Annotated in this window: 21 protein-coding genes and 2 tRNA genes; 9 read left to right on the top strand and 14 right to left on the bottom strand. The window is 56.1% G+C overall.

From position 1 onward, the window contains the following. A partial coding sequence (locus SV253_03925; protein ID MDY6775212.1) for a transposase occupies positions 1-756 on the top strand: 756 nt, incomplete at its 5' end. A gap of 154 nt (positions 757-910) precedes the next feature. Further along, positions 911-985, top strand: a tRNA-Met gene (locus SV253_03920). Between the two features lie 79 nt (positions 986-1,064). Here the strand turns inward: SV253_03920 and SV253_03915 are convergent. From SV253_03915 to SV253_03890, 6 genes are all read right to left on the bottom strand, one after another. Further along, complete coding sequence (locus SV253_03915) at positions 1,065-1,559, bottom strand: hypothetical protein (protein MDY6775211.1); 495 nt, start codon at positions 1,557-1,559, stop codon at positions 1,065-1,067. Further along, on the bottom strand, positions 1,552-1,872 hold the full coding sequence (locus SV253_03910) for a winged helix-turn-helix domain-containing protein (GenBank protein MDY6775210.1): 321 nt from the start codon (positions 1,870-1,872) through the stop codon (positions 1,552-1,554). Before SV253_03910 ends, SV253_03915 begins: the two co-directional genes overlap by 8 nt. Before the next feature lie 61 nt (positions 1,873-1,933). Continuing rightward, a complete protein-coding gene (locus SV253_03905; protein ID MDY6775209.1) occupies positions 1,934-2,440 on the bottom strand; it encodes an ArsR family transcriptional regulator in 507 nt (168 codons plus the stop codon). Between the two features lie 231 nt (positions 2,441-2,671). Then, positions 2,672-3,289, bottom strand: a complete 618-nt coding sequence (locus tag SV253_03900; GenBank protein ID MDY6775208.1) for a DNA-binding protein — start codon at positions 3,287-3,289, stop codon at positions 2,672-2,674. Then, positions 3,282-4,208 carry a replication factor A gene (locus SV253_03895; GenBank protein MDY6775207.1) on the bottom strand — a complete coding sequence of 309 codons (927 nt, stop codon included), beginning with the start codon at positions 4,206-4,208 and terminating at the stop codon, positions 3,282-3,284. Before SV253_03895 ends, SV253_03900 begins: the two co-directional genes overlap by 8 nt. Positions 4,209-4,294: 86 nt before the next feature. Beyond that, positions 4,295-5,479, bottom strand: coding sequence for an iron-containing alcohol dehydrogenase (locus SV253_03890; GenBank protein ID MDY6775206.1), 1,185 nt, complete (start codon positions 5,477-5,479; stop codon positions 4,295-4,297). 81 nt (positions 5,480-5,560) lie between these two features. On the opposite strand from SV253_03890, the gene SV253_03885 reads away from it, so the two are divergent. Beyond that, the gene (locus tag SV253_03885) at positions 5,561-6,280 is read left to right on the top strand and encodes a DUF2270 domain-containing protein (protein ID MDY6775205.1); all 720 of its coding nucleotides are present in this window, start codon (positions 5,561-5,563) and stop codon (positions 6,278-6,280) included. A 162-nt stretch (positions 6,281-6,442) separates the two neighbouring features. Here the strand turns inward: SV253_03885 and SV253_03880 are convergent, their stop codons facing one another. From SV253_03880 to SV253_03865, 4 genes are all read right to left on the bottom strand, one after another. Then, positions 6,443-6,943, bottom strand: coding sequence for a hypothetical protein (locus SV253_03880; protein MDY6775204.1), 501 nt, complete (start codon positions 6,941-6,943; stop codon positions 6,443-6,445). A gap of 157 nt (positions 6,944-7,100) precedes the next feature. Continuing rightward, positions 7,101-7,463, bottom strand: coding sequence for a rhodanese-like domain-containing protein (locus SV253_03875; protein ID MDY6775203.1), 363 nt, complete (start codon positions 7,461-7,463; stop codon positions 7,101-7,103). 71 nt (positions 7,464-7,534) lie between these two features. Then, positions 7,535-9,103: a bifunctional phosphoribosylaminoimidazolecarboxamide formyltransferase/IMP cyclohydrolase gene (gene purH, locus SV253_03870; GenBank protein MDY6775202.1), complete on the bottom strand. Its 1,569-nt coding sequence runs from the start codon at positions 9,101-9,103 to the stop codon at positions 7,535-7,537. A gap of 21 nt (positions 9,104-9,124) precedes the next feature. Then, entirely contained in the window at positions 9,125-10,561 is a 1,437-nt protein-coding gene (locus SV253_03865) for an NAD(P)H-hydrate dehydratase (protein MDY6775201.1), read from the bottom strand. Positions 10,562-10,668: 107 nt separating this feature from the next. Here SV253_03865 and SV253_03860 point away from each other — a divergent pair, with 107 nt between their 5' ends. From SV253_03860 to SV253_03845, 4 genes are all read left to right on the top strand, one after another. Then, entirely contained in the window at positions 10,669-11,112 is a 444-nt protein-coding gene (locus tag SV253_03860; GenBank protein ID MDY6775200.1) for a PUA domain-containing protein, read from the top strand. Positions 11,113-11,161: 49 nt separating this feature from the next. Beyond that, positions 11,162-12,196 carry a DUF262 domain-containing protein gene (locus tag SV253_03855; protein MDY6775199.1) on the top strand — a complete coding sequence of 345 codons (1,035 nt, stop codon included), beginning with the start codon at positions 11,162-11,164 and terminating at the stop codon, positions 12,194-12,196. Between the two features lie 92 nt (positions 12,197-12,288). Then, positions 12,289-13,386 (top strand): HNH endonuclease family protein, encoded by a 1,098-nt coding sequence (locus tag SV253_03850; protein MDY6775198.1) that lies wholly within the window; start codon positions 12,289-12,291, stop codon positions 13,384-13,386. A gap of 65 nt (positions 13,387-13,451) precedes the next feature. Next, positions 13,452-13,527: transfer RNA gene (locus tag SV253_03845), tRNA-Arg, on the top strand. Between the two features lie 184 nt (positions 13,528-13,711). Here SV253_03845 and SV253_03840 read toward each other — a convergent pair. From SV253_03840 to fen, 3 genes are all read right to left on the bottom strand, one after another. Continuing rightward, entirely contained in the window at positions 13,712-14,368 is a 657-nt protein-coding gene (locus SV253_03840) for a nitrous oxide reductase accessory protein NosL (protein ID MDY6775197.1), read from the bottom strand. Positions 14,369-14,432: 64 nt separating this feature from the next. Continuing rightward, the gene (infB, locus tag SV253_03835) at positions 14,433-16,229 is read right to left on the bottom strand and encodes a translation initiation factor IF-2 (GenBank protein ID MDY6775196.1); all 1,797 of its coding nucleotides are present in this window, start codon (positions 16,227-16,229) and stop codon (positions 14,433-14,435) included. Positions 16,230-16,271: 42 nt separating this feature from the next. After that, complete coding sequence (fen, locus tag SV253_03830) at positions 16,272-17,264, bottom strand: flap endonuclease-1 (GenBank protein MDY6775195.1); 993 nt, start codon at positions 17,262-17,264, stop codon at positions 16,272-16,274. Between the two features lie 143 nt (positions 17,265-17,407). Between fen and SV253_03825 the strand changes: the two genes are divergently transcribed. Then, on the top strand, positions 17,408-18,316 hold the full coding sequence (locus tag SV253_03825; GenBank protein ID MDY6775194.1) for a presenilin family intramembrane aspartyl protease PSH: 909 nt from the start codon (positions 17,408-17,410) through the stop codon (positions 18,314-18,316). Between the two features lie 65 nt (positions 18,317-18,381). After that, positions 18,382-18,636, top strand: coding sequence for a hypothetical protein (locus SV253_03820; protein ID MDY6775193.1), 255 nt, complete (start codon positions 18,382-18,384; stop codon positions 18,634-18,636). A 23-nt stretch (positions 18,637-18,659) separates the two neighbouring features. Here the strand turns inward: SV253_03820 and SV253_03815 are convergent, their stop codons facing one another. Then, positions 18,660-20,309, bottom strand: a complete 1,650-nt coding sequence (locus SV253_03815) for an ATP-dependent DNA ligase (GenBank protein ID MDY6775192.1) — start codon at positions 20,307-20,309, stop codon at positions 18,660-18,662. Positions 20,310-20,311 lie beyond the last annotated feature (2 nt).

Here is a 20,311-nt window from a genome sequence, read left to right as displayed (position 1 = left end):
CAGGGCGCGAAACTCCGCTACGACAACCAGACTGATACCTACTATCTCCACGTCTTCGTCAAGAAGGAACGCGACGAGTCGTCGGGAGAAGCCGAGAACCAATCAACCGTTCTCGGCGTAGACCGGAACGTGGACGGGTATCTCGCAGTCACTAGCACAGGCGCGTTCATCGGGAACGCCGACCTGCTGAATCATAAACGCCGCGAGTACGAACGCCGCCGCGCCCGTCTCCAACAGCAAGGCACACGAAGCGCACACCTCACTATCCAGTCCATCGGTGACACCTTCTCCAACTGGTCAGAGGACTTCTTGCACCAAGCATCGAAGGAACTGGTCAAAGAGGCTGTTTCTCAGAACTGCACGACCATTGTGTTCGAGGACTTAGAGAACATCCGTGAACGCATCTCGAACTCCTCGAAGTTCCAACAGTGGGCGTTCAACGAACTGAAACGCCAGACGACGTACAAAGCCCGTAGCGAAGGAATCGCCGTCGAGTCAGTCCATCCAGCCTACACCAGTCAACGGTGTTCTGAGACGGGGTGTGGCTTCACGCACGAAGACAACCGTGACGGTGACGACTTTGCCTGTCAGAAGTGCGGCAAAGAGCTACATAGCGACTACAACGCGGCGCGAAACATTGCAGACAAATACATCCAGAACCGGCGCAAGTCTGGTTCTGGAGGGGCAACCTATCACCTCGCCCTCAAGTCGGGGACGTTGAACGGGAATGGCGAGTACTCGCCTTCCACGGTCTAGTGGATAGACCGGGAGTTGTGAAATCTCTGATTTCACAATCCACAAGATCGAAGATCTTGTGAAGTTCACCGACAAACCTCGGCGTGAACGCCGAGGTAGGTGATACGCCAGCCATACCGCAATCCTTAAACAGCTAATCGACATACGGATATGTAGCGGGATGGGATAGCCAGGAGATTCCGGCGGGCTCATAACCCGCAGATCGGTAGTTCAAATCTACCTCCCGCTACTTTTCTGAGTGGAGCGAAGAAAATAGCCGACCAAGGACTTGTACCAAGGAATGACTGATGATCGGATATACGAGTAGCTCAAGCCTCGCTCTGGTAGAAGAGGACGACTATCGCTATCCCGATGAAGAAGTCGGAGAGGAACGCGAAAGCACCTATGTTGGGCTCGGGATGGAGTCCGAGAAGTATCTGGATGAGAGGGTTGGAGGTAAACGCATAGAGGAGGAGCGAGATGCTCAGGATTATGAGACTCCTCGTGTACTTATTCGGGAGGTCACGGTAGATTCTGACGTACGACCTCGCGAGAACGAGGAGAAGGAGAAGATTGAACGTGGTTATGAATATCTTAATCTGGACGAGGAGGACTATGAAGTCAGGGACGTATCTCATCTTCTCGTCGGGAGCGAGTATTCCGGGCACGGCGAACCCGATCACGAGAGCCACGGTGACCGAGACTATTACTACCCCAGCAGTCTTGGTAAGAGGGGTGAATGTCCTGCCGCCTCCGGGGTCGCCCGTCTCCTCCGGATCATTGTCATCGTGGTTCTCAGCGTCCGTAGCTTCGTCGTCAGTCATCCTGATCACCTACATCTACATCTACATCTACGTTTTCGAGGTCAGCCTGACGAGCCACCTCGTCGAGTATGTCTAGGTTCTGTCTCATCCTGTCGGTCAGAAAGTACATCTTGCCGTAGTTGCCCCCTTGAGTAGTCAGTATGTCGTTTTCCTCAAGCATCTCAAGATGGTGCTGTACCGTCTTGTAGTCAAGGTCGAGTTCGTTCGACAGCTGGTTGGTGTTCATCGGCTGGTCGTGTAAGGCACGTATGATGCGCAGACGGTTCCTACCTCCCCGCGACCCGCCGATAATCCACCACAACAGCTGGCGCATCCTTTACTACTCGTGTCGGAAGAGACCATATAAATTCCGGTCATTCATAGTTACACAGAAATCAGATCTGGTCGAAAGCACGTATGAACCTGTCAGTGAGTCTGTCGCTCAGAGACGGCGAGACCTCCTCTAGAAGCTCGTGGGTTCTCTCGGGATGTGACAGACTCAGACCGACGCCGCCGCCTATCTCCCTGTTCTTCTCGACTATGTCTCTCTCGACGAGACTGTCGAGGTGCCACTCGAGCGTGCTCCTCGCTATACCGAGTTCGTCTGTTATTTCGACCGGATTCGCGTTGGGCTCCTCCTCGATTATTACGAAGAGTATGTCACGCACCGTCTCACGTCTGAGGAAGGCGAGCGTCTCCCTCTCCCAGCCGTCGTACGTCTCGGGGTAGTAATGCGTGTATCCCCTTATCGAGTCCTCGATAACGTCGTCGTCGTCACGTAGACTTCTGAGATGGTGCTGTACCTGACCCGGAGCGAGGTCAAGAGACCGGACTATCTGGCTGAAGTAGACACCCGGGTTCTCGGCTATGTGGCTCTGTATACTGGAACGTGTCGAGGTCATCGTACGGTACGACGTCTCGGGTATAAAATACTCTTTTCCGAGATACCTACCAACTCGACCCTAAGTTAGACCCAAATTCATACTCAAGGACAGAAATAATTAGAGACTGAATACAGACCTGTCTGAGAAAATTGGATACTGTATCCGAATTAGCATCGGTATCTCTCTTTCAGACCGATTCCGTATTCAGGTTCTTCTGTCCTTGAGTATCAGGTCGAAAAAGATATATCCCTATTCGAGGCTTTCGAGTGCGTCTACGACTACGTCGGTGTACCTAGAAGTGCCGTCGCCGTAGATCTCACGAGCCATCTCTTTCTCTTCTCCGTCGCCCTCTATCCTGTCTAGAGTCCTCTCGGCGGTCTCGCCTATCCATCTGTCACGTGTCACGGCGTCGACGACGTTGATCGACTCGGGGCGTATCGAGGTTATAACGTCCCGAGAACTCTCGTTTTCGTCTGCAGGCGAACCTTCAGATTCACCAGCGTCTGTCTCACTGTCTTCGTCGTCGGGCTCGTAGGTGTTGGGCTTGCCCACGACGGCGACGTACTCGGGAGGCTCTATCTCACGCAGGGCGTCGACTGCCTCGGGCTGGTACTGTCCCGCGTAGACGAGGAAGGTTCCGGTGGGATCGACGACCCTCGCTCTCCAGTACTCCGAGTCCTCTCCTATGTCTTCCTTCTCTGTGAGAGTACCCACGACGAAGACACGGTTCGCCTTCTCGCCCGTCGGAAGCAGGAGGTAGGTCGGCGCACGGTCGTCGTCGCTCTCCTTGAACGTGTGGGAGGCGTCGCCGAACTCACGTGCGAATACGCGGCGTGCGACCTCACGTCTTATCTCTGTCTCACTCATCCGAACCACCTCCTACTGACCGCGCCCTTATAAGGAGTGCGTCGGTATCTGTCTCGTCTTCGAGCTTCTCGGCGTCGTTAGCGAGGAGGTATCTTCCTATCTCGTTTCCGCTGACCCTGAAGTACCGTCCGACGAGCATCTCATGTATGTCGTCGGTCACAACGCTCGTGTCGAGTTTGTCCATCGCCTTCTGTTTCGCCTCTTCCATCGTGATTCCTGTCAGGTCTTCGGTCATCTCTCTGTCGAATATGACGTCGTGAACTTCTTTTCCGTCGTCTATGACTCCCTTGACACGTAGGTCGAACTCACCGTCGACCTCTCCGTGTTCTGCACACCGTCCGTTCTGGAGGACACGCGTACAGCCCTCGACGGGGCATCTCTTTATGAGACCACTTCCCGACTGTATGTCGACGAGAGCACCCTTGACCTCGGTCTCGGCTGTGCCGACCTCTATCTCGTCGTCGATCTCTTCTATCTCTGTCGACGAGTTGAGCTTGACGCTCATACGTCCTTGGTACTCGTCGGTCACGACGTTTTCGAGCCTATATGTCTCGCCCTCGTCTAACTCGGGAAGGTCGCTCTTCGCCCACGCCGTGAACTTGATCGTGCCGGTCTCGTCACCAATCAGACCCACCTGTCCTACCGAGTCGCTCGTGGGTTCCCAGAGGTCGACGACCTCGACCTCGACTGTGATCCAGTCCTCGGGCTCGTCGATCTCTGTTATCCTGGTCACCTCGGCTGTCTGAGACTGGGTCTCCGTCTCTCCGTCGGAGTATCTGCTTATGACGCTCCGACGTGCCTCGTCCTCGGGGACTTGGTACTCGTTTATGAGGCTGTCGAGACTCTCCTCTATCTCGTCAACCGACACGTCTCCTGAAAATCTGTCGTGTAGTTCCTCAGCAATCTGTCTGACTTCCATGGTTTTCTCCAGACCTCCTGATTGTTTTTCGGTTTGGGAGGCAGTCGGTCTAGGATCTCCGACTAAATAAAGTTTCCTAGCCCTGACTACCACGCCTCGTCGTATATCGCCTTCGCGTCGTCCTTGGTGACTTCGACGGGGTTGTGGTTCCACGCCCCCTTGAGCCAGGTCTTCGCCTCCGAGACCATATCGTCTATCTCGTCCTTCGAGACGTCGAAGTCGTCTATCCTCCTGTCGAGACCTATCTCAGCCCTTAGCTCCTCAACCGCTTCGGCTGCCTTGAGGGCGTCCTTCCTTCCGCCGCCGTCGATGTCCTTTCCGAGTATACGTGCTATCTCGGCGTACCTCTGTCTCGTCCTGTCGTCGCCGTTCTCGACGTTGTAACGTATCACCGCGGGAGTGATCGTGGCGAGTGCCTGACCGTGGGCAACATCGGGGTCGTGTCCGCTTATCGAGTGGGCGAGTGCGTGGTTGAGAACAGTGCCGTTCGACGCGAGAGCCTCTCCGGCGAGCGTGTCGGCGAGTGCCATCTCGTCCCTCGCCTCCTCGGTCGGGTTATTTACCGCGGCTACGAGTGAGTTAGCGACCTTCTCCATAGCCTCTATGCTGTACAGGTCGGAGATCGGATGCTCGCCTCCCGCCACGTATCCCTCGCTCGCGTGTGCGAAGACATCGAAGCCACTCGCGGCTGTGACCTCGGGGGGTAGGTGATCCATTATCTCGGGGTCGACTATCGCGTTGTCGGGAGCCATGTCGGTGTGTCCGAAGGCGGGCTTCGCGTTTATCTCGTCGTTGGCAAGGACTGCGCCCGTGTTGACGTGGCTTCCGGTTCCGCTAGTCGTGGTTATAGCCACGAGAGGCAGGTTATACTCTTCTATCCTCGTCTCTCCAGAGACGTACTCCCAGAGATCCTCGTCGGGCGAGTCCCAGTTAGACAGGGCGACGTTGACTCCCTTCGCGGTGTCCATCACGCTTCCGCCTCCGAGTGCGACTATGACGTCTATGTCGTCGTCCCAGACCGACCGAGCACATTTCTCGGCGTCGCGAACCTCGGGATTGGGACGTATGTCGTTGAAACTGTGGACGACCTCTACGCCGTTCTCCTCAAGGCTGTCGTAAAGCTCCTCGAGGAAGCCGAGACGTTCCATAGCCGACTTCCCCGTGACGACGAGTGCCCTCTCGCCGTGTTTCGACGCCAGCTTTCCCGCCCAAGACCTCTCTCCTCTTCCGAAAGACACCTTGACCTTCGGATGTCTGTAGTAGAAGCTCATGATTGTGTGTTAACTTAACCGAGTATAAATCTCCCCATCTCGCCGGCAGAGATAAGGAGTAGAAGGCGTACTAGAGGAGGGATGGAAGACTCTGACCCTGACCCCGACTCTTTTGACCCCTCGTCACCCGAGGAGCGCGAGATAGGAGCCGAGGCAGCCGAGGAGTCCTCCGAGTTCTTCGGACTCATGGGACATTTCTACAGGGGAGAGCTGGGAAGAGCGACTGCTTGGAGATCACGTCTCGACAGGACGACCAACTGGGCTGTCGTCGTGACAGCGACCCTACTGACCTGGGGGTTTTCGAGTCCCGACAACCCGCATTATGTCCTCCTCGGAGGCGTGGTAGCCGTCTTGGTCTTCCTCGTAGTCGAGGCACGCCGTTACAGAACCTACGACGTCTGGCGGTCACGTGTCAGGATGCTTGAGGAGAACGTCTTCGCGAACGCCATAGACCCCGAGGGCGTCGAGAACGAGAGATGGAGAACTCTTCTGAGCGACGACCTGAGGGAGCCCGCGGCGAAGATACCCTTCGTCGAGGCTCTCTCACGGCGTCTCAGACGTGTCTACCTCCCTATTCTAACACTCTTAGTCGGATCGTGGGCTCTCAGGGTCACCGCCTTCACACCAGAGAACGTCTCTGCTTTAGAATCAGCCTCCGTCTCTCGTGTTCCCGGAACAGCCGTAGTCCTCGGAGTCCTCGGTGTCTACTCCGCAGCCGTGGCACTCGCGCTCTGGCCCATGCCCCGACACGCCAAGGGGAAGATACGTGACAGCAGAGATGCCGACGACTGGAGGGACTGACTTGGTTAAAAGGTGATTAAAAGGTGGTTACAAGTGTAGGGAAAAACGTATGGATAGGGGTGACACCGGCTCAGCTTAGGTATGGTGGGGGAAATGGGGGGAACTGACCGGTGCTACTACAGACATAGTAGTACGTGTATAAAGTCTTTTTGGAAGCTACTGCTACTCGGGATCGATCCTCGGTATGAGTAGGTTGTCTATCCTAAGGACACCTACGTCGGAGTCAGAGTCAGAGCCAGAGTCAGATATCTCCCAGCCGTGTGTCTCACAGACCTGTCTCACGACTGCGAGACCCGAACCCCCTGAGCCCGAGCTATAACCCGGCTCCCATGCTCCTGAGGGAATAGAAGACGGGAGTCCCGGGTCACGGATAACGAGGCTGCCGTCGGTTATCTCGACAGAGACGTCGCTTCTGTCTTCCCTGTCGGCGAACCGGAAGACTGAGACGAAGAGATGTTTGAGAAGTCTTCTGTCGGCGAGTATGTCGGTGGCTTCGTCTTCCCTACCTCCGTCGGCTGAGACCTCCGCTTCCGTCTCCGTCGACTCTCCCTTGACCTCGGAGAATCCCTCTTCGAGAGCCTCCACCGGGTCGACCCTTTCGAGGCTAGGCTTCGTATTTATAAGTGAAAGGAACTGTTCTATCTCCCCCGTCAGCCCCCTCATTCTGTTAAATGACTCGTCGAATGTAATGTCCGAATTTGACAATATTAAACACCCTGTTTCCGTAGTATATGGGTGCCTATATATTAATATTTACATAGGGGTTGTTCGGACGTGTATTAAGCCGAATTTATGTGGAAATTCAGAAAATAAGACCGACTTAGCTTCCGCGTTCGACTTCGAAGCCGTCGTCGATCCAGCCGTTTATTCCTCCGTCGAGGTTGACGACCTCGTCGAAGTCTCCGTCGACTAGCTGTCTGCACGCTCTCATGCTTCTCGACCCGCTTCTGCAGTAGACGAGTAGGCTGTCGGCGTCTATCTTGTCTACCATTCCGTCGATTATCTTGACGGGAACCAGACGGTCTGTTCCGGGTATCCTCTTTTCCTCGTGTTCGTCGGGGTTCCTGACGTCGAGCACGAAGTAGTCGTCGGATTCGACGAGTTCCTTAGCCTCGTCGGCTGACGCCTGGGGGATGTCCTGTTGTCTCTGTGTAGCTCCCTCGGTGTCCTCGACACGTTTCATATTACGGATGTAGTACTACACAGATATAAGGGTTACTACATCTGTAGAGTGGTGGTCGAAAATGGTCTCCGTCAGTGGCGGAAACACCTGAATCCTGTGAGAGCCATCGCTATGCCGTGTTCGTCACAAGCCTCTATGACCTCGTCGTCGTTGACCGATCCGCCGGGCTGAATTATGGCTTCGACCCCCGCGTCGGCGGCTTCGTCTATGTTGTCACGGAACGGGAAGAAGGCGTCGCTCGCTAAGACCGATCCCTCGACGGGCTTCTCCGCCTTGTCGCGTGCTATCCTGACCGAGTCGACACGTGACATCTGACCCGCGCCTACGCCTACTGTCTCGCTCACGCCGTCGTGGGTGTCAGCTAGGACTATCGCGTTCGACTTGACGTGTTTGACGACCGTGTATCCGAAGAGCATCGCGTCTATCTCCTCCTCGGTCGGCTCCCTCTGAGTCGGAATCTCAAGGTCTCCCCTCGTTACGACCCTGTCGTCCCTGTCCTGTACGAGGACGCCACCCTCGACCTTCTTTATGTCGAGGTCATCGCGTTCGCCCCCGAGATCGCCGACTTCGAGTATACGCAGACTCTCTTTTGTCCTGAGTTCGTCCAGGGCATCGTCGGTGTACGACGGTGCTACTACGACCTCCTTGAAGGAGTCTGTTACCGCTTCGGCTGTGTCGGCGTCACACTCCCTGTTGAGTGCAACTATTCCGCCGAAGGCACTCATCTCGTCGGTCGCGAGAGCCCTGTCGTACGCCTCCGAGACCGTGTCAGCGACTGCGGTTCCACAAGGGTTGGTATGCTTGACGACGACCGCCGCGGGTCTGTCGAACTCACGTACGAGCGAGAGCGCGGCGTCTGTGTCGTTCATGTTGTTGTACGACATCTCCTTACCGCCGAGCTGTCTTGCGTTTCCGATGCTCGCGCCCTCGAAGCTCTCGTCACGGTAGAAGGCGGCGTCCTGATGGGGATTCTCCCCGTACCTCAGGTCTGACTCCTTCTCCCACGACTTGAGCATCGTGTCTCCGAAGCCCGACTCCGAATCCGACTCGTTGGGACGCACGACCTTTCCGTCCTCGAACTCGACTTCGTCGAAGAGACGTACAGCCCTCGGATACGCACGTCTCTCAGCGTCTTCGAGACGTCTCCTGAGACTCTCGGGGTCGTCGTCGGGACGTACGCGGACAGGCTCCTGTGTCAGAATCTGACCCTCGCCGATCTCGTCGGTCACGAAATGAACCGTGACACCGGTGACCTCGACTCCGGCTTCGAGGGCGTCCTTCCACGGCTGTGTCGTGTTGAAGGCGGGTAGGAGAGAAGGATGTGAGCTGAGTATCTGTCCCTCGTACCTCTGGGTGAAGTAGGGTGAGAGTATCGGCATGTAGCCGCCGAGCGCGATTACGTCGGCGTCCCAGCCGTCGATCACATCGGCTATACGTCTCTCGTGTTCCTCCTTCGAGTCGCCGTCTTTCGGAACCGCCTCTGCCTCTATTCCTCTCTCACGTGCTGTTTCGAGAGCCTCGACTTCGCCGTCACCGACGACCCCCGCGAGCTCTGCGTCGAGAGTCCCTGACTCTATACGGTCAAGTAGGTCGAAGAGGGCGTCGCCTTCGCCTGACGTAAGACCGGCTATAACTGTCATGTTGGTTGTTGCGCCACAGGCTTAATTATACTGTCGCATCGCCTCCGGTAGGCACTCGACGACGTCGGTCGCCACGAGACCGTTTCCCTCGTCTTCGTACGCGAGGTCTCCCGCCCTGCCGTTGACGAAGCCTCCTATTCCCGCGGCGTCTAGGCTGTCTAACTCAGAAAGAAGGAAGCCACATACACCCGCGAGGACGTCTCCGGTACCTCCGACTGTCATCCCCGGGTTTCCTGTACGTGAGACACGTGTGGTCTCACCGTCGGAGACTACGTCGTAACGCCCCTTGAGGAGAACCGTAATACCCTCCTTGTCAGCGAATCTCTCGACGACGTCCTTTCTCTTCTCCCACGAATCCGGTACATCGACCCCGAGTGACGACAGCTCTCCGGCGTGGGGGGTGGCTATGACTTCTTTCCCCGACGTCTCTACTTGACTCAGTGACCGTATAGCGTCGGCGTCGACGACCGCTGACTCTACCTCTCGGAGTATCTCGGCGGCTGCTTCGACAGTCTCGTCGGCGTCACCCAGACCCGGTCCGACTACGACGGTGTCGTGTCCGTCTGCGAGTTGGGAGACGTACTCGACGTTTTCGGGACTCAGCCTCTCGCCGTCTAACTCACGTACTATGAGGTTGGGCGAGTACGACTGTACAGTCTCGGCGACTGACTCGGGAGCCGCGACAGTCACCCAGTCGCAGCCCGCTCTCAGAGCCGCGGTCGCTGTGAGAGTAGGCGCGCCGGTGTAGGGACCTCCTCCGACGACGAGTACTTTTCCGTTGTCACCCTTGTGGCTGTCAGGGTCACGTCCGAGTAACTGGAGGTCTCCTTCTCCGACGAACTCCTCGGCGGCGTCGGGTATGCCTATGTCGACTACGTCGACGTTGGCGTCGATCTCGGTATGTGCGGGCTTGAAGTCGTGGAAGGTAACTACGGTGTCGGCTTCGACCCTCTCGCTCCCCTTTCCCGTGTCGGGGTCGACACCTGTCGGGATATCGACACTCACGATCTCGGAGTCTGAGGAGTTGATAGCCTCGACCGCAGTAGACACGGGTTCACGCAGACCGCCTGAGACACCTGTTCCGAGAACACCGTCGAGAACCACGTCGGCGTCTACATCGGGAACCTGAGACGAGTCTCTGACCTCCTCGACATCCACGCCGCTCCCGACGAGCGCCTCGTAGTTGTCGCGCGCAGTCTCGGTGTGTATACCCGACGACCTACCCAGAAGGTAGACCTTCGGGTCGTACTCCTGTAGGAAACGAGCCGCGACGAATGCGTCGCCTCCGTTGTTTCCTTTTCCTGCGAAGACGGTGATCTCCTTCTCGGGGTTCCCCATCGTGACCCTCTCGACAGCGCGTGCGACTCCGGCTCCGGCGTTCTCCATCAGCTTATCCGCTGAGACGCCGAGGTACTCGGCGTTAGCGTCGACGACTGACATCCTTTCCGAGGTTATCATGTCCAATCCAACCATCTTGACGACGAAAAACCTGTTCCTGTTCCTGTTCGTATTCCTTTCCATCGACAAACCAAAAAGCGATTACACACCGTCGACCTCTTGTACCTATGGCTAACCTCGAGACGGCGAAGACGATAGCCGACTACCAGTTCGGCAGGAAAGCGGGAGACATCCTCTTCTCCGACGACTCCGAGTTCACGACGTCGAAGAGCGGACGTATACGCCAGGTCAAGGAAGGCGGTGAGAGGATAGCGACTCTCAAGAACGACGGAAAGTTCACACTCAGCTTCGAGGGTGCCCAGAGACTCCACGAGGCTTTCGAACCGCCGAAGCTACGTGTCAGATTCGGAGACGAGAGCATTCCGTACCTCGAAGACGGCAGAAACGGATTCGCGAAGTTCGTGACCGACGTCGACGACGAGATAAGGGCGCGCGATGAAGTTCTGGTCACAGGACCCGACGATGAACTCGTGACCACGGGACGCGCCGAGCTCTCGGCGGTCGAGATGCGTGACTTCGACAGCGGTGTCGCTGTTCTGGTTAGGTCTTGACCTCTCATCCGTGGACACTATTAATAAATACACAGTGTAAACTTCTCGTATGGAAACGCGAACGGAGACACTGTCGTCGCTCTTCAAAGACGGTCTCTTCGACATTCCCTCTTATCAGAGAAGCTACTCGTGGGAGAGATCTCAGTTAGAGGATCTGATCGACGACCTGCGTTATCTCCCCGATGACTCCACGCATTTCTTCGGAAATGTCATACTCGACAGACACGACGATCAGTATAAAACTGACAGGGGTCGTCGCCTGAACAGGTACGATGTCGTCGACGGTCAACAACGTCTCACGACGGCACTCATACTTCTCGACGTAGCGACACGGTACGACGATGTAGTCGCAGAGACCGTCGAAAAGGACAGACTCATATTCCCGGTTGACAGACGACCCCGTCTCATGCCACAGGATCAAGATAAGGAGTTCTTCCGTGACAGTCTCTTTGGGAGTTCGAGTTTAGAGCCCGAGACACCGTCACAGAAACGTCTGGAGCGTGCTCGCGATTTCTTCGAGTCGGAGTTCGAGGGTCTTCCGGAGGACGTTACTGTCAAGGATCTTTCGGAGAGGCTAAGGTACGACTGCACCCTCAACGTCGTCGAGATAGACGAAGCCTCAGAAGCCGCGTCTGTCTTCGAGAGCTTAAACGACCGGGGAAAGCCCCTCTCCTCTCTCGACAAGACGAAGAGCTTCCTGATGTATATGGACGACCGTTCGGGAGATGATGGTGGGTTGGAAGAGAGGATAAGACAGAGATTCGGAAGTATCTACCACGAACTCTTCGTACTGACGAATGGACACGACAGAGTCAGCGAGTTTACCGAGGACAGCGTACAGCGTTTCCACTGGGGGATCTACGACGGGTATGATCCCGACGAGTACTTCTCCAGTCTTGACAGTCTCAAGTCACGTCTCAGGGAGAAGTACCGCAGTGGAGAACACGACGCAGTACAGGACGAAATTGACGAGTATACTCGTAACCTGCGTGAAGCGTCTTCCGCATTTGCTTCTCTCTTCCGTCCTTCACAGCGTCCCGGAGGTGTTGAGACCCGGCTCATACTGAAGGACAAAAGAACGTGAATATGAATTTTTCCTATAAGTCGGATACCGGGAATAACACGGGTACGTATCCGACGTTTTCCGAGAAGACTGTATTCAATCTTTATTTATTTTTGTCTTCCAGTATCAGACGTCTTCTCGCGCTCGGTCGGGTCGCTAACGTGCTTCCGGTTCTGATGGCATCCCAGATGAGGTTCGGAGATGATGATCCCGAAAAGATGGCGGAGATCGTTCGAGCGTGTGAAACTCTCGTCTTTCGTATGTACGCTGTCGACGGCAGGCGGTCAGACACAGGACGCGGAAAGCTCGTTAGTCTCGCACACTCGGTCTATTCAGATGACTCGTACCCGTATGAAAATGTGATCGACCGTCTTAGATCCATCACTCGAAGATACGTCGACGACGATAGGTTTGAGCGTCAACTCCGTGATCCCGAGTTCTACGAAACCATGTCTAGCAGGGACATCAAGTATCTCTTCTACCATTACGGACGCAGTCTCGACATAGACTGGGGCGAGAACCCAAAGCGCGATCTCCAGACCATCCTCTCGGCTGACTTTGAGGTCGAACATATTCTCGCCCGCAACCTAAGCCGTGAGGATATACCTGAGAGTCTGAGAGACGACTTCGAGGACAACATACACCGGCTTGGGAATCTCACAGTCGCAAGCAGATACTGGAACAGTTCCTACGGTGACCTGCCCTTCGAGAAGAAAAAGACTTCCTCGGAAGATGGAGAGAAGGCATATGCCTCGTCAACCCTGAGAGTCCAACAGGTACTCACGGAGTACGGTAGCTTCGGACGCGAGGAAATCGAAGAAAGAGAAGACAGAGTAGTAAATTACGCTCTCGAAGAATGGAGTATAGACCCCAAAGGAGGTCTGAGAGACGCAGACGAGGGACGTGAATTACCCGACGGTTTCTTCAAGGATCTATCTGACCTACAGGAAGCCTTCTTACGTGTCCTCCTCGAAGAAGACGGCTGGAGCCTGAATGAGGAGATACGCCAGAGGATAGAGCAAAAACACGGTCTTCGCGTGTCGGATCGAGGACAGGCTCTCGCAGGTATTACATCCGGATTTACACGTAAGTACGGCAACGACTTCACGTGGAGAGAGTTGCTCGATTACCGACATCCTGACGATCAGTTTGAGTTCCGTCTGAGCCCCAACTCGGGATACATAGAAGAGCTAAGAGAGAAACTCCTCTAAAGTTAAACTAATCCTCCAACCAGACCAGAACCCTTATCGGGGAATTTTACGTATAGAGTTGTGATGCGCCGATAGCTCAGTTTGGACAGAGCGGCTGGCTTCGGACCAGCAGGTTCGCGGGTTCAAATCCTGCTCGGCGCGTATTGGAGTTAAAAGAAAGGAGCGGCGAGTCAGTCGAGCTTTGCTCGACCATACTCGGCGCGAACGAGCTTTTAGCGAGTGAGGGGCGACAGATTTGAACCAGGGAGTGTAGTGACCGTGGTTCAAATCCTGCTCGGCGCGTAAGCGAACCAAGTGAGTGAACCCACGATCCCATTTTGACAAATCACCGATACGAGTTCTCCAGAACACCGACTGTCTCTATACTGACGTCGCCGTACTCCATTATGTCGCCGCCGTACTCGGTCTGAAGCTTCTCCACCTCGGATTTTTCGGAGAAGCCTATGAGGTCGCGAGACATCGCTCCCTTGATGTCGGAGCCGACGAGGTAGGTTAGCTCGGTCGCGTCGGCGAAGGTCTCGGGCTCGAAATGTGCGGTAATATACGTGTCGTCGCCCTCTTCGTAGAGTTCGTAGTCGACCGACGAGTAATCCGTCGTGTAGAAAGCCGTCGAGTTCCATCCCCTGTTCTCGTGGTTGTACTCGTACTTGAACGCCTCCCAGTTCGAACAGAAACGAGCGGGGTTGTCCTTCGGCGGTGGACCGTCGGGCTTGTGATCCTTGTAGAATATCTGGGCAATAGGACCGGGATGCATCGGTATCACCATGCCACAGAGCTCGCAGATATGGTCTCTACTTTCGAGTGATATCGGATCGGGAGCCTCTGCGGTGCCGCCTAAGCCGAGACAGCCCGCCGTCGCCGCGGTCGCCGTGGCACCTACGCTCAGGAGAAAACGGCGTCGACTCTGATTCGACGAGGTGAGATCGGAAGTCCTACTGTGACCGTGAACACGGCTGTGGTCATGGTCGCTGTCGTCGCACATTCTTGTTCGAGAGTAGCACTACACGGATAAAAGGCGTCTGGTGTGACCGTCGAAAACGAAAAGCCTACTTCCCCCAGAAAGGATCGATCTGTCTCTTCTCTTCGAGGTACTCGTCGAGTATCTCCTGTTCGGAGTCTTCGAGGGCGTCGTACATCTCCTGTTCGAGAGCCTTCGCGTGTTTCTCGGGAATCTCGGCGTAGAGGACGTCCTCCTCGTCTATCTGTCTTCCAACGGTTGGACCGTCGATAGCCACCGAGACTCTCTCGCCCTCGTCGGCGGAGTCGACGTCGTCACCCTGTCTCTGTATTCCCTTGACGTTTCCGACCCTGTCGCCGTCCTTCGCCACCGGAATATTTTTCTCGAGATGCCCACCGAGTATCTCGACACCCACGACGGCGGGGTCTGACTGTCTGAAGACGTGGTCTGGGAGTATACGGAACTTCGAGGGACGCACGACGGATTCGAGCATCTTCTCGGTACGTTCGGACTCGATCCCCTCGACCCAGTCCTCGTACTCCTCTATGAGACGGTAGATGACCTTCCCCTCGAATATCTTGACGAGCGAGTTCTGAGCGTACTCACGCGCCTCGTCGAGCACGTCTATGTTGAACGCGAGTATAGCCCTGTGCTTCCTCTCGTCTGCGGTCTCAGCGTCTATGACGTCTCTCTTAGTGACAGAGCCCTCGTCTGCCTTGTGTATCTTGATCTCCTCCTCCGAGAGTGCCTTTCCGAGAGCCTCGACAGAGCCGAGAGTGTCGGCTTTGATAGTCACGCCTTCCTTACCCGTCTCGATCTCGGCGGACTCCATCTCCTCACGCACTTCCTCGGCGACCTCGTCGGCTGTCTCGTCGTCTCCCACGACACGTATGGGCGCTCCTGCCATCGCGTCGTCGAGGTCGGGTGCTGCGACCTTTATTCCGTCTGCGGCTGTTACCTGATCGACCTGTTCGAACCCCGCGTCCTCCCTCATCTCGGCGAGTGGCTTCGGACGCAGTAGAGCACGTATCTCCGTCGTGATCGGGTCACGTTTGCCGCCGACGACTATCTCGTCTCCGACGTTCACGACGCCGTCGTAGAGTATTATGTCGACGGTCGTCCCGAAGCCTCTCTCCTCCTTTATCTCGACGACGGTTCCGACTCCGGGACCCTCGGCGTGGAGTTCGAGGTTCTCCTTGAGGTAGGTCTGTGCGAGTCCGACGAGAACCATAAAGAGGTCGCCGATCCCCTCCCCCGTGAGCGCGCTTATGGGTACGATTCCTATGTTGCTCCTGAAGTTGTCTATCCTGTCGTATCTGTCGGCGTGGAATCCCTCCTCGTGGAGGTCGCCTATGATCTCGTAGAGAGCGTTGTCGAGTCTCTGCTGTACCTTCTCCGACTGGTTCTGGTAGGTCTTCTGGAACGGCACGTCCTCCTCCGACTCCCATCCCGGGAGCATGTCTATCTTGTTGGCTGCGAGGACGAACGGAGTCTCGTACTGCGACAGAATCCGTAGGGCTTCGAGTGTCTGAGGCTGGAAGCCGTCGTTTATGTCGACGACTACGATAGCGATGTCCGAGAGAGCACCACCCCTCGAACGCAGTGTCGTGAATGCGTGGTGTCCGGGCGTGTCTATGAAGAGGAGACCCGGAACCTCGAACTCCTCCGAGATGAGCGACGAACAGATTCCCTCTATGACGTCTATCGGAACCGCAGTAGCCCCTATGTGCTGGGTTATAGCACCCGCCTCACCCTCAGCGACAGCAGTCCCTCGTACCTTATCGAGAAGAGTAGTCTTGCCGTGGTCGACGTGACCCAGGACACTCACTATAGGAGTCCTGAGATCCGTACGTCCCTCGGCTTCCGTCTGATCCTGACCCGACATAGTTATTTAAAAGATAGATAGGGCTCGAAGTTAACTCCATCGTTACGTCCATCTGTCGAGAGAGCTCTGTTCGACCGCCGAGGAGATTCTGCCGACTGCGGATCTCACCCTGTCCTCCGAGAAGTCGTGTTCGCCACACAGGAGGTCGACGACCTCTTCCTCGTCGGGCGCGCCCCAGTCTAAGTCTAAGTCGTAGCCACGTTCGACCTCGGGGTCGAGATAGAGATCTTTTATCGGCTTCCAGTCTATCTCGGCGTCGTACTCGTCGAGAGCCTCGTTGATGCTCATTCCCTCGTCACGTATCAGATCGACGGCTGTCTTAGGACCGACTCCGTGTACGCCGTCGTTGTAGTCGGTTCCGACGAGTATGGCGACCTCTATGAGCTCGGAACGTGTCATCCCGAGCGAGTCGAGTGTGTCTTCGAGACTCACTAACTCAGGAGTCAGGTCTCTGTCTCCCTTTCCCCTCACAGCGAGGTTCCTCACGAGTTCGGGAGCACCGAAGAGCACAGCGTCGTAGTCCTGAGATCCGACGTAGTCGAGGTCGCCGTCTACGACCATCGCCGCAGCCTGTGCCTCGCCCTCGCTCGGAGCCTCTACCCAGGGAATATTGAGGGCATCGAGAAGCTTTATGCTAGTCTCGACTTCTTCCTCACGTATACTCGTCGCCTGCTGTGCCCTCCGGAACATCTCCTCTGTGTCTCCCTCCTGCTTCGCCTCCTCGTATGCCTCCTCTGCCTCCTCGCGTCTCTCTTGCCTCTTCTCTACGGTCTCTGACTTTAGCTGAGGCGGTGCACCGTCGAAGACGTAACACGGCTTTATACCTGCCTCGAATAGGTTGGCGTTCCTGTAGAGAAGACCGCTGAGATGTGAAGTCACGCGTCCCTTCGAGTCCTTCAGGGGGGTTCCGTCGCGCTGTCTTATGTTGGCGAGGAAGCTGTATAAGGTGTTGAAGGCGTCCATTCCGACCTTTCCGCTCGCTTCCTCGACCTGTATCTCACGTTTAGAGACGAGACTGCCTATGTCAGCACCCATACGGGCGAGACGTGGATTCCGAGCAAAAGAGTTGCGGTGAGAAAGGGGAAAGGAGAAGAACCATATGTCCGAGACGGTATCTTCCTCTAATGCCACGCCGACATCTACGTCTACGTCTACGAGGAGTCCTTCCTTACGTCTCGATGGGTGCCCTAATGCTCGGCGTCGAAGTACTGTCTCTCGCCCTCGTGCCACGTTTCGACGCAGCCGGAATGCAGGCTACTCAGAACCCGAGTAATCCCATCAACTCGGTAGTCTACATCGCATTCATACTCGTCTTCACCGGAGTCATGCTGGCTGTCATGAAGTACGGCATGGACTGGGTTCTGAGAGGTGTCATCCTACTCAGCGCGGGAAGTCTGTCTTACTACGCCCTCAGCGTCTTACTCCCCCTTCCGTTCGCCCTACTCGGAGGCGCGGGGGTCGCAGTTCTCCTCTATCTCTACCCCGAGTGGTACGTCATAGACTCCGCCGCGGTTCTGATGGGTGGCGCGGGAGGAGGGCTCTTCGGAATCAGCTTCGGAGTACTCCCGTCCCTGGTTCTTCTCGTCCTCCTTGCAGTCTACGACGCGATAGCAGTCTACAGAACGAAACACATGCTCGCGCTCGCCGAGGGTGTCAGCGAGATGCGTCTTCCGATACTCTTCATAGTCCCAACTAAGCCCGGCTACTCTTTCATAGAGGCGTCAAAGCAGGGAGACCCAACGGGAACAGGGACAGGCGGAGACGGAGACGAAGACGACGAGACGAGCCAAGACGACAGGGATGCCTTCTTCATGGGTCTCGGAGACGCCGTCATCCCCTCGGTTCTGATAGCGAGTAGTGCCCATTTCCTCGGCGGCGACCTCGGTCTTCCGATAGCTCTCAACTATCCCGCACTCGGAGGAATCGTGGGATCTTTCGTCGGCTTCGCCGCGCTGATGTACCTCGTCTCGAAGGGGAAGCCCCACGCAGGACTCCCCTTGCTCAACGGAGGGACGATTGCGGGATTCGTCGTCGGAGTCTTGGCTCTCGGTACACCGTTGCCTGAAGCAGTCGGTGTACTCTCCTAACATAATCAAATCTGTGGAGTTCATATCTCCGGACTTATATGTCCCCTCCGCGTAGACAGAACAGAATGGTATCCTTAGCCGTAGGACTCACAGGGACTCTCCTTCCGATAGTCGCGGGAGTCGGAACCGCGGGTCTGAACTGTGTCAGAGGGAACTCGTGTCTCGTACTTTCGTCATTCCTGAAGTCACTCCCCGCCGCAGTCTTCTTCCTAATATGGGGCTCTGTGGGAGGAACCCTGACGCTGTACCTTGGATTCGCCGCAGTCGTCTCAGTCTTCGTAGCGGCGTACGTCGATGCGAACGCCACGAGCCAAGACTGAAGACGGAGTGCTGGGTGAGGGAATCAGTTCTCCCTCAGGCGTTCTATCCTCTCGACCGTGTCGGCGTCGTCGACGGATTTGTCCTCTCTGACACCCAGGAACCTCGGGAACCTCAGAGCGTAGCCGCTCGTGTACTTCGGAGACGTCTGTATCTCCTCGTATCCGACCTCGAAGACGACCTCGGGTCTGAACTCTATCTCCTTTCCGTTCTCGTGGATTATGAGAGGCTCGAACCTCTGTGTGAGACGTCCGAGGTCGGCGTCTGTGAGACCCGTAGCGACCTTGCCGACGGTTCTGAGATCCGATCCGTCCTTAGCGGCGAGTAGATAGCTACCTATCTCGTCGGCTCGTCTCCCCTCACCCCACTCTCCCCCGACGACTATGAGATCGAGAGTCTCGGGCTCTGGCTTTACCTTTATCCAGTCCTTGCCTCTCTTCCCAGGCGAGTAGGTGCTGCCGGGCTTTTTGACCATTATGCCTTCCTGTCCGTCGTCGAGTGCTTTCTTCTCGACACGTCTGACCTCTTCGAGGTCGTCGGTCACCGTGTGGTCGGCGGAGTTGCATGGGACGACTTCGTCGAGGTGGCTGTATCTCTGTCTCAGTGGAAGATCTATTAGCTCACCTTGGTTTTCCCTGTAGAGTATGTCGAAGACGTTGACCTGTAGCTCGACCTCGTCGGTCATCCTGTCTACGTCGTACTTCCTTCTGAACCTCCTCAGAACCTCCTGAAATGCGAGTGGCTCGCCGTCCTCGACTGCGACTACCTCCGAGTCGAGTATTAGACTCTCGTCGACCTGTATGCTTTCTTCGAGTATCTCGACGACATCGGGAAGCGACTCAGTAACGTCCTCCAGTTTACGTGAGAAGAGACTGTAACCGTACTTGTACTCGGCGTCTTTCGTGTCTCTGTTTCTGTGTATCTGGAGTCTTGCGCCGTCGTACTTCGTCTCTACGGCTACCTCACCCGCCTCCTCGATGAGGTCTTCGACGCTCCCCGCCTGTGCGAGCATCGGCTTGACGGGTCTACCCACCTCCATCCTAAGACCCGATAGTTCTCCATCCCTCGCGCGTACTGCGACCTCACCGGCGTCATTAGTGACCATCAGACCTCTCTCGACCTCGTCGACGTCCACATCGAAAGCCTCGGCTACGGCGTCCCTCACGGTACCTTCTGAGACACCGACTCTCATCTCTCCCGCTACGAGACGTGCTATGTACTTCGCCTCCTTCGGGGTCGCGTCGTTGAAGAGGTCGGAAAGTGTACGTACCTTCTTCTTCTGGCTCCCTCCACCCGAGGCTTCGGCGAGGTCACTAAGACGTCTGTGGACGTACTCAAGAGTCAGATCCGTGGTGCCGAGTGTCATCTGTCCGCCGTAGTCGAAGCTCTCGGCTGCGAGACCCACGTCTCCCATATCCTTAACCTTCTCCTCGACCTCATCGGCGGTGACGCCTGTGGCGAGGCTCAGACTGTCGTAGAGGAGCGACCTGCCGACATCGAGCTTGGTGTCGTCCCAAGACGCGAAGACTCTTCCCTGTATGAAACGCGCAGAGATTTCGAGGTCACAGTCGGTCTCAGATTCGTCGAAGAGACGCGCGACCTCGTCTGTCTTGTCGTAGTCGCCCGACAGCTCCTCTACCTTCTCGGCTTTCTCGGCGAACTCTCTGAACTCCATTC

The organism is Candidatus Afararchaeum irisae (genome assembly GCA_034190545.1).
In the GTDB taxonomy this organism is placed as follows: Archaea; Halobacteriota; Halobacteria; order Halobacteriales; family Afararchaeaceae; genus Afararchaeum; species Afararchaeum irisae.
This window is presented reverse-complemented; position numbering and strand designations above follow the sequence as displayed.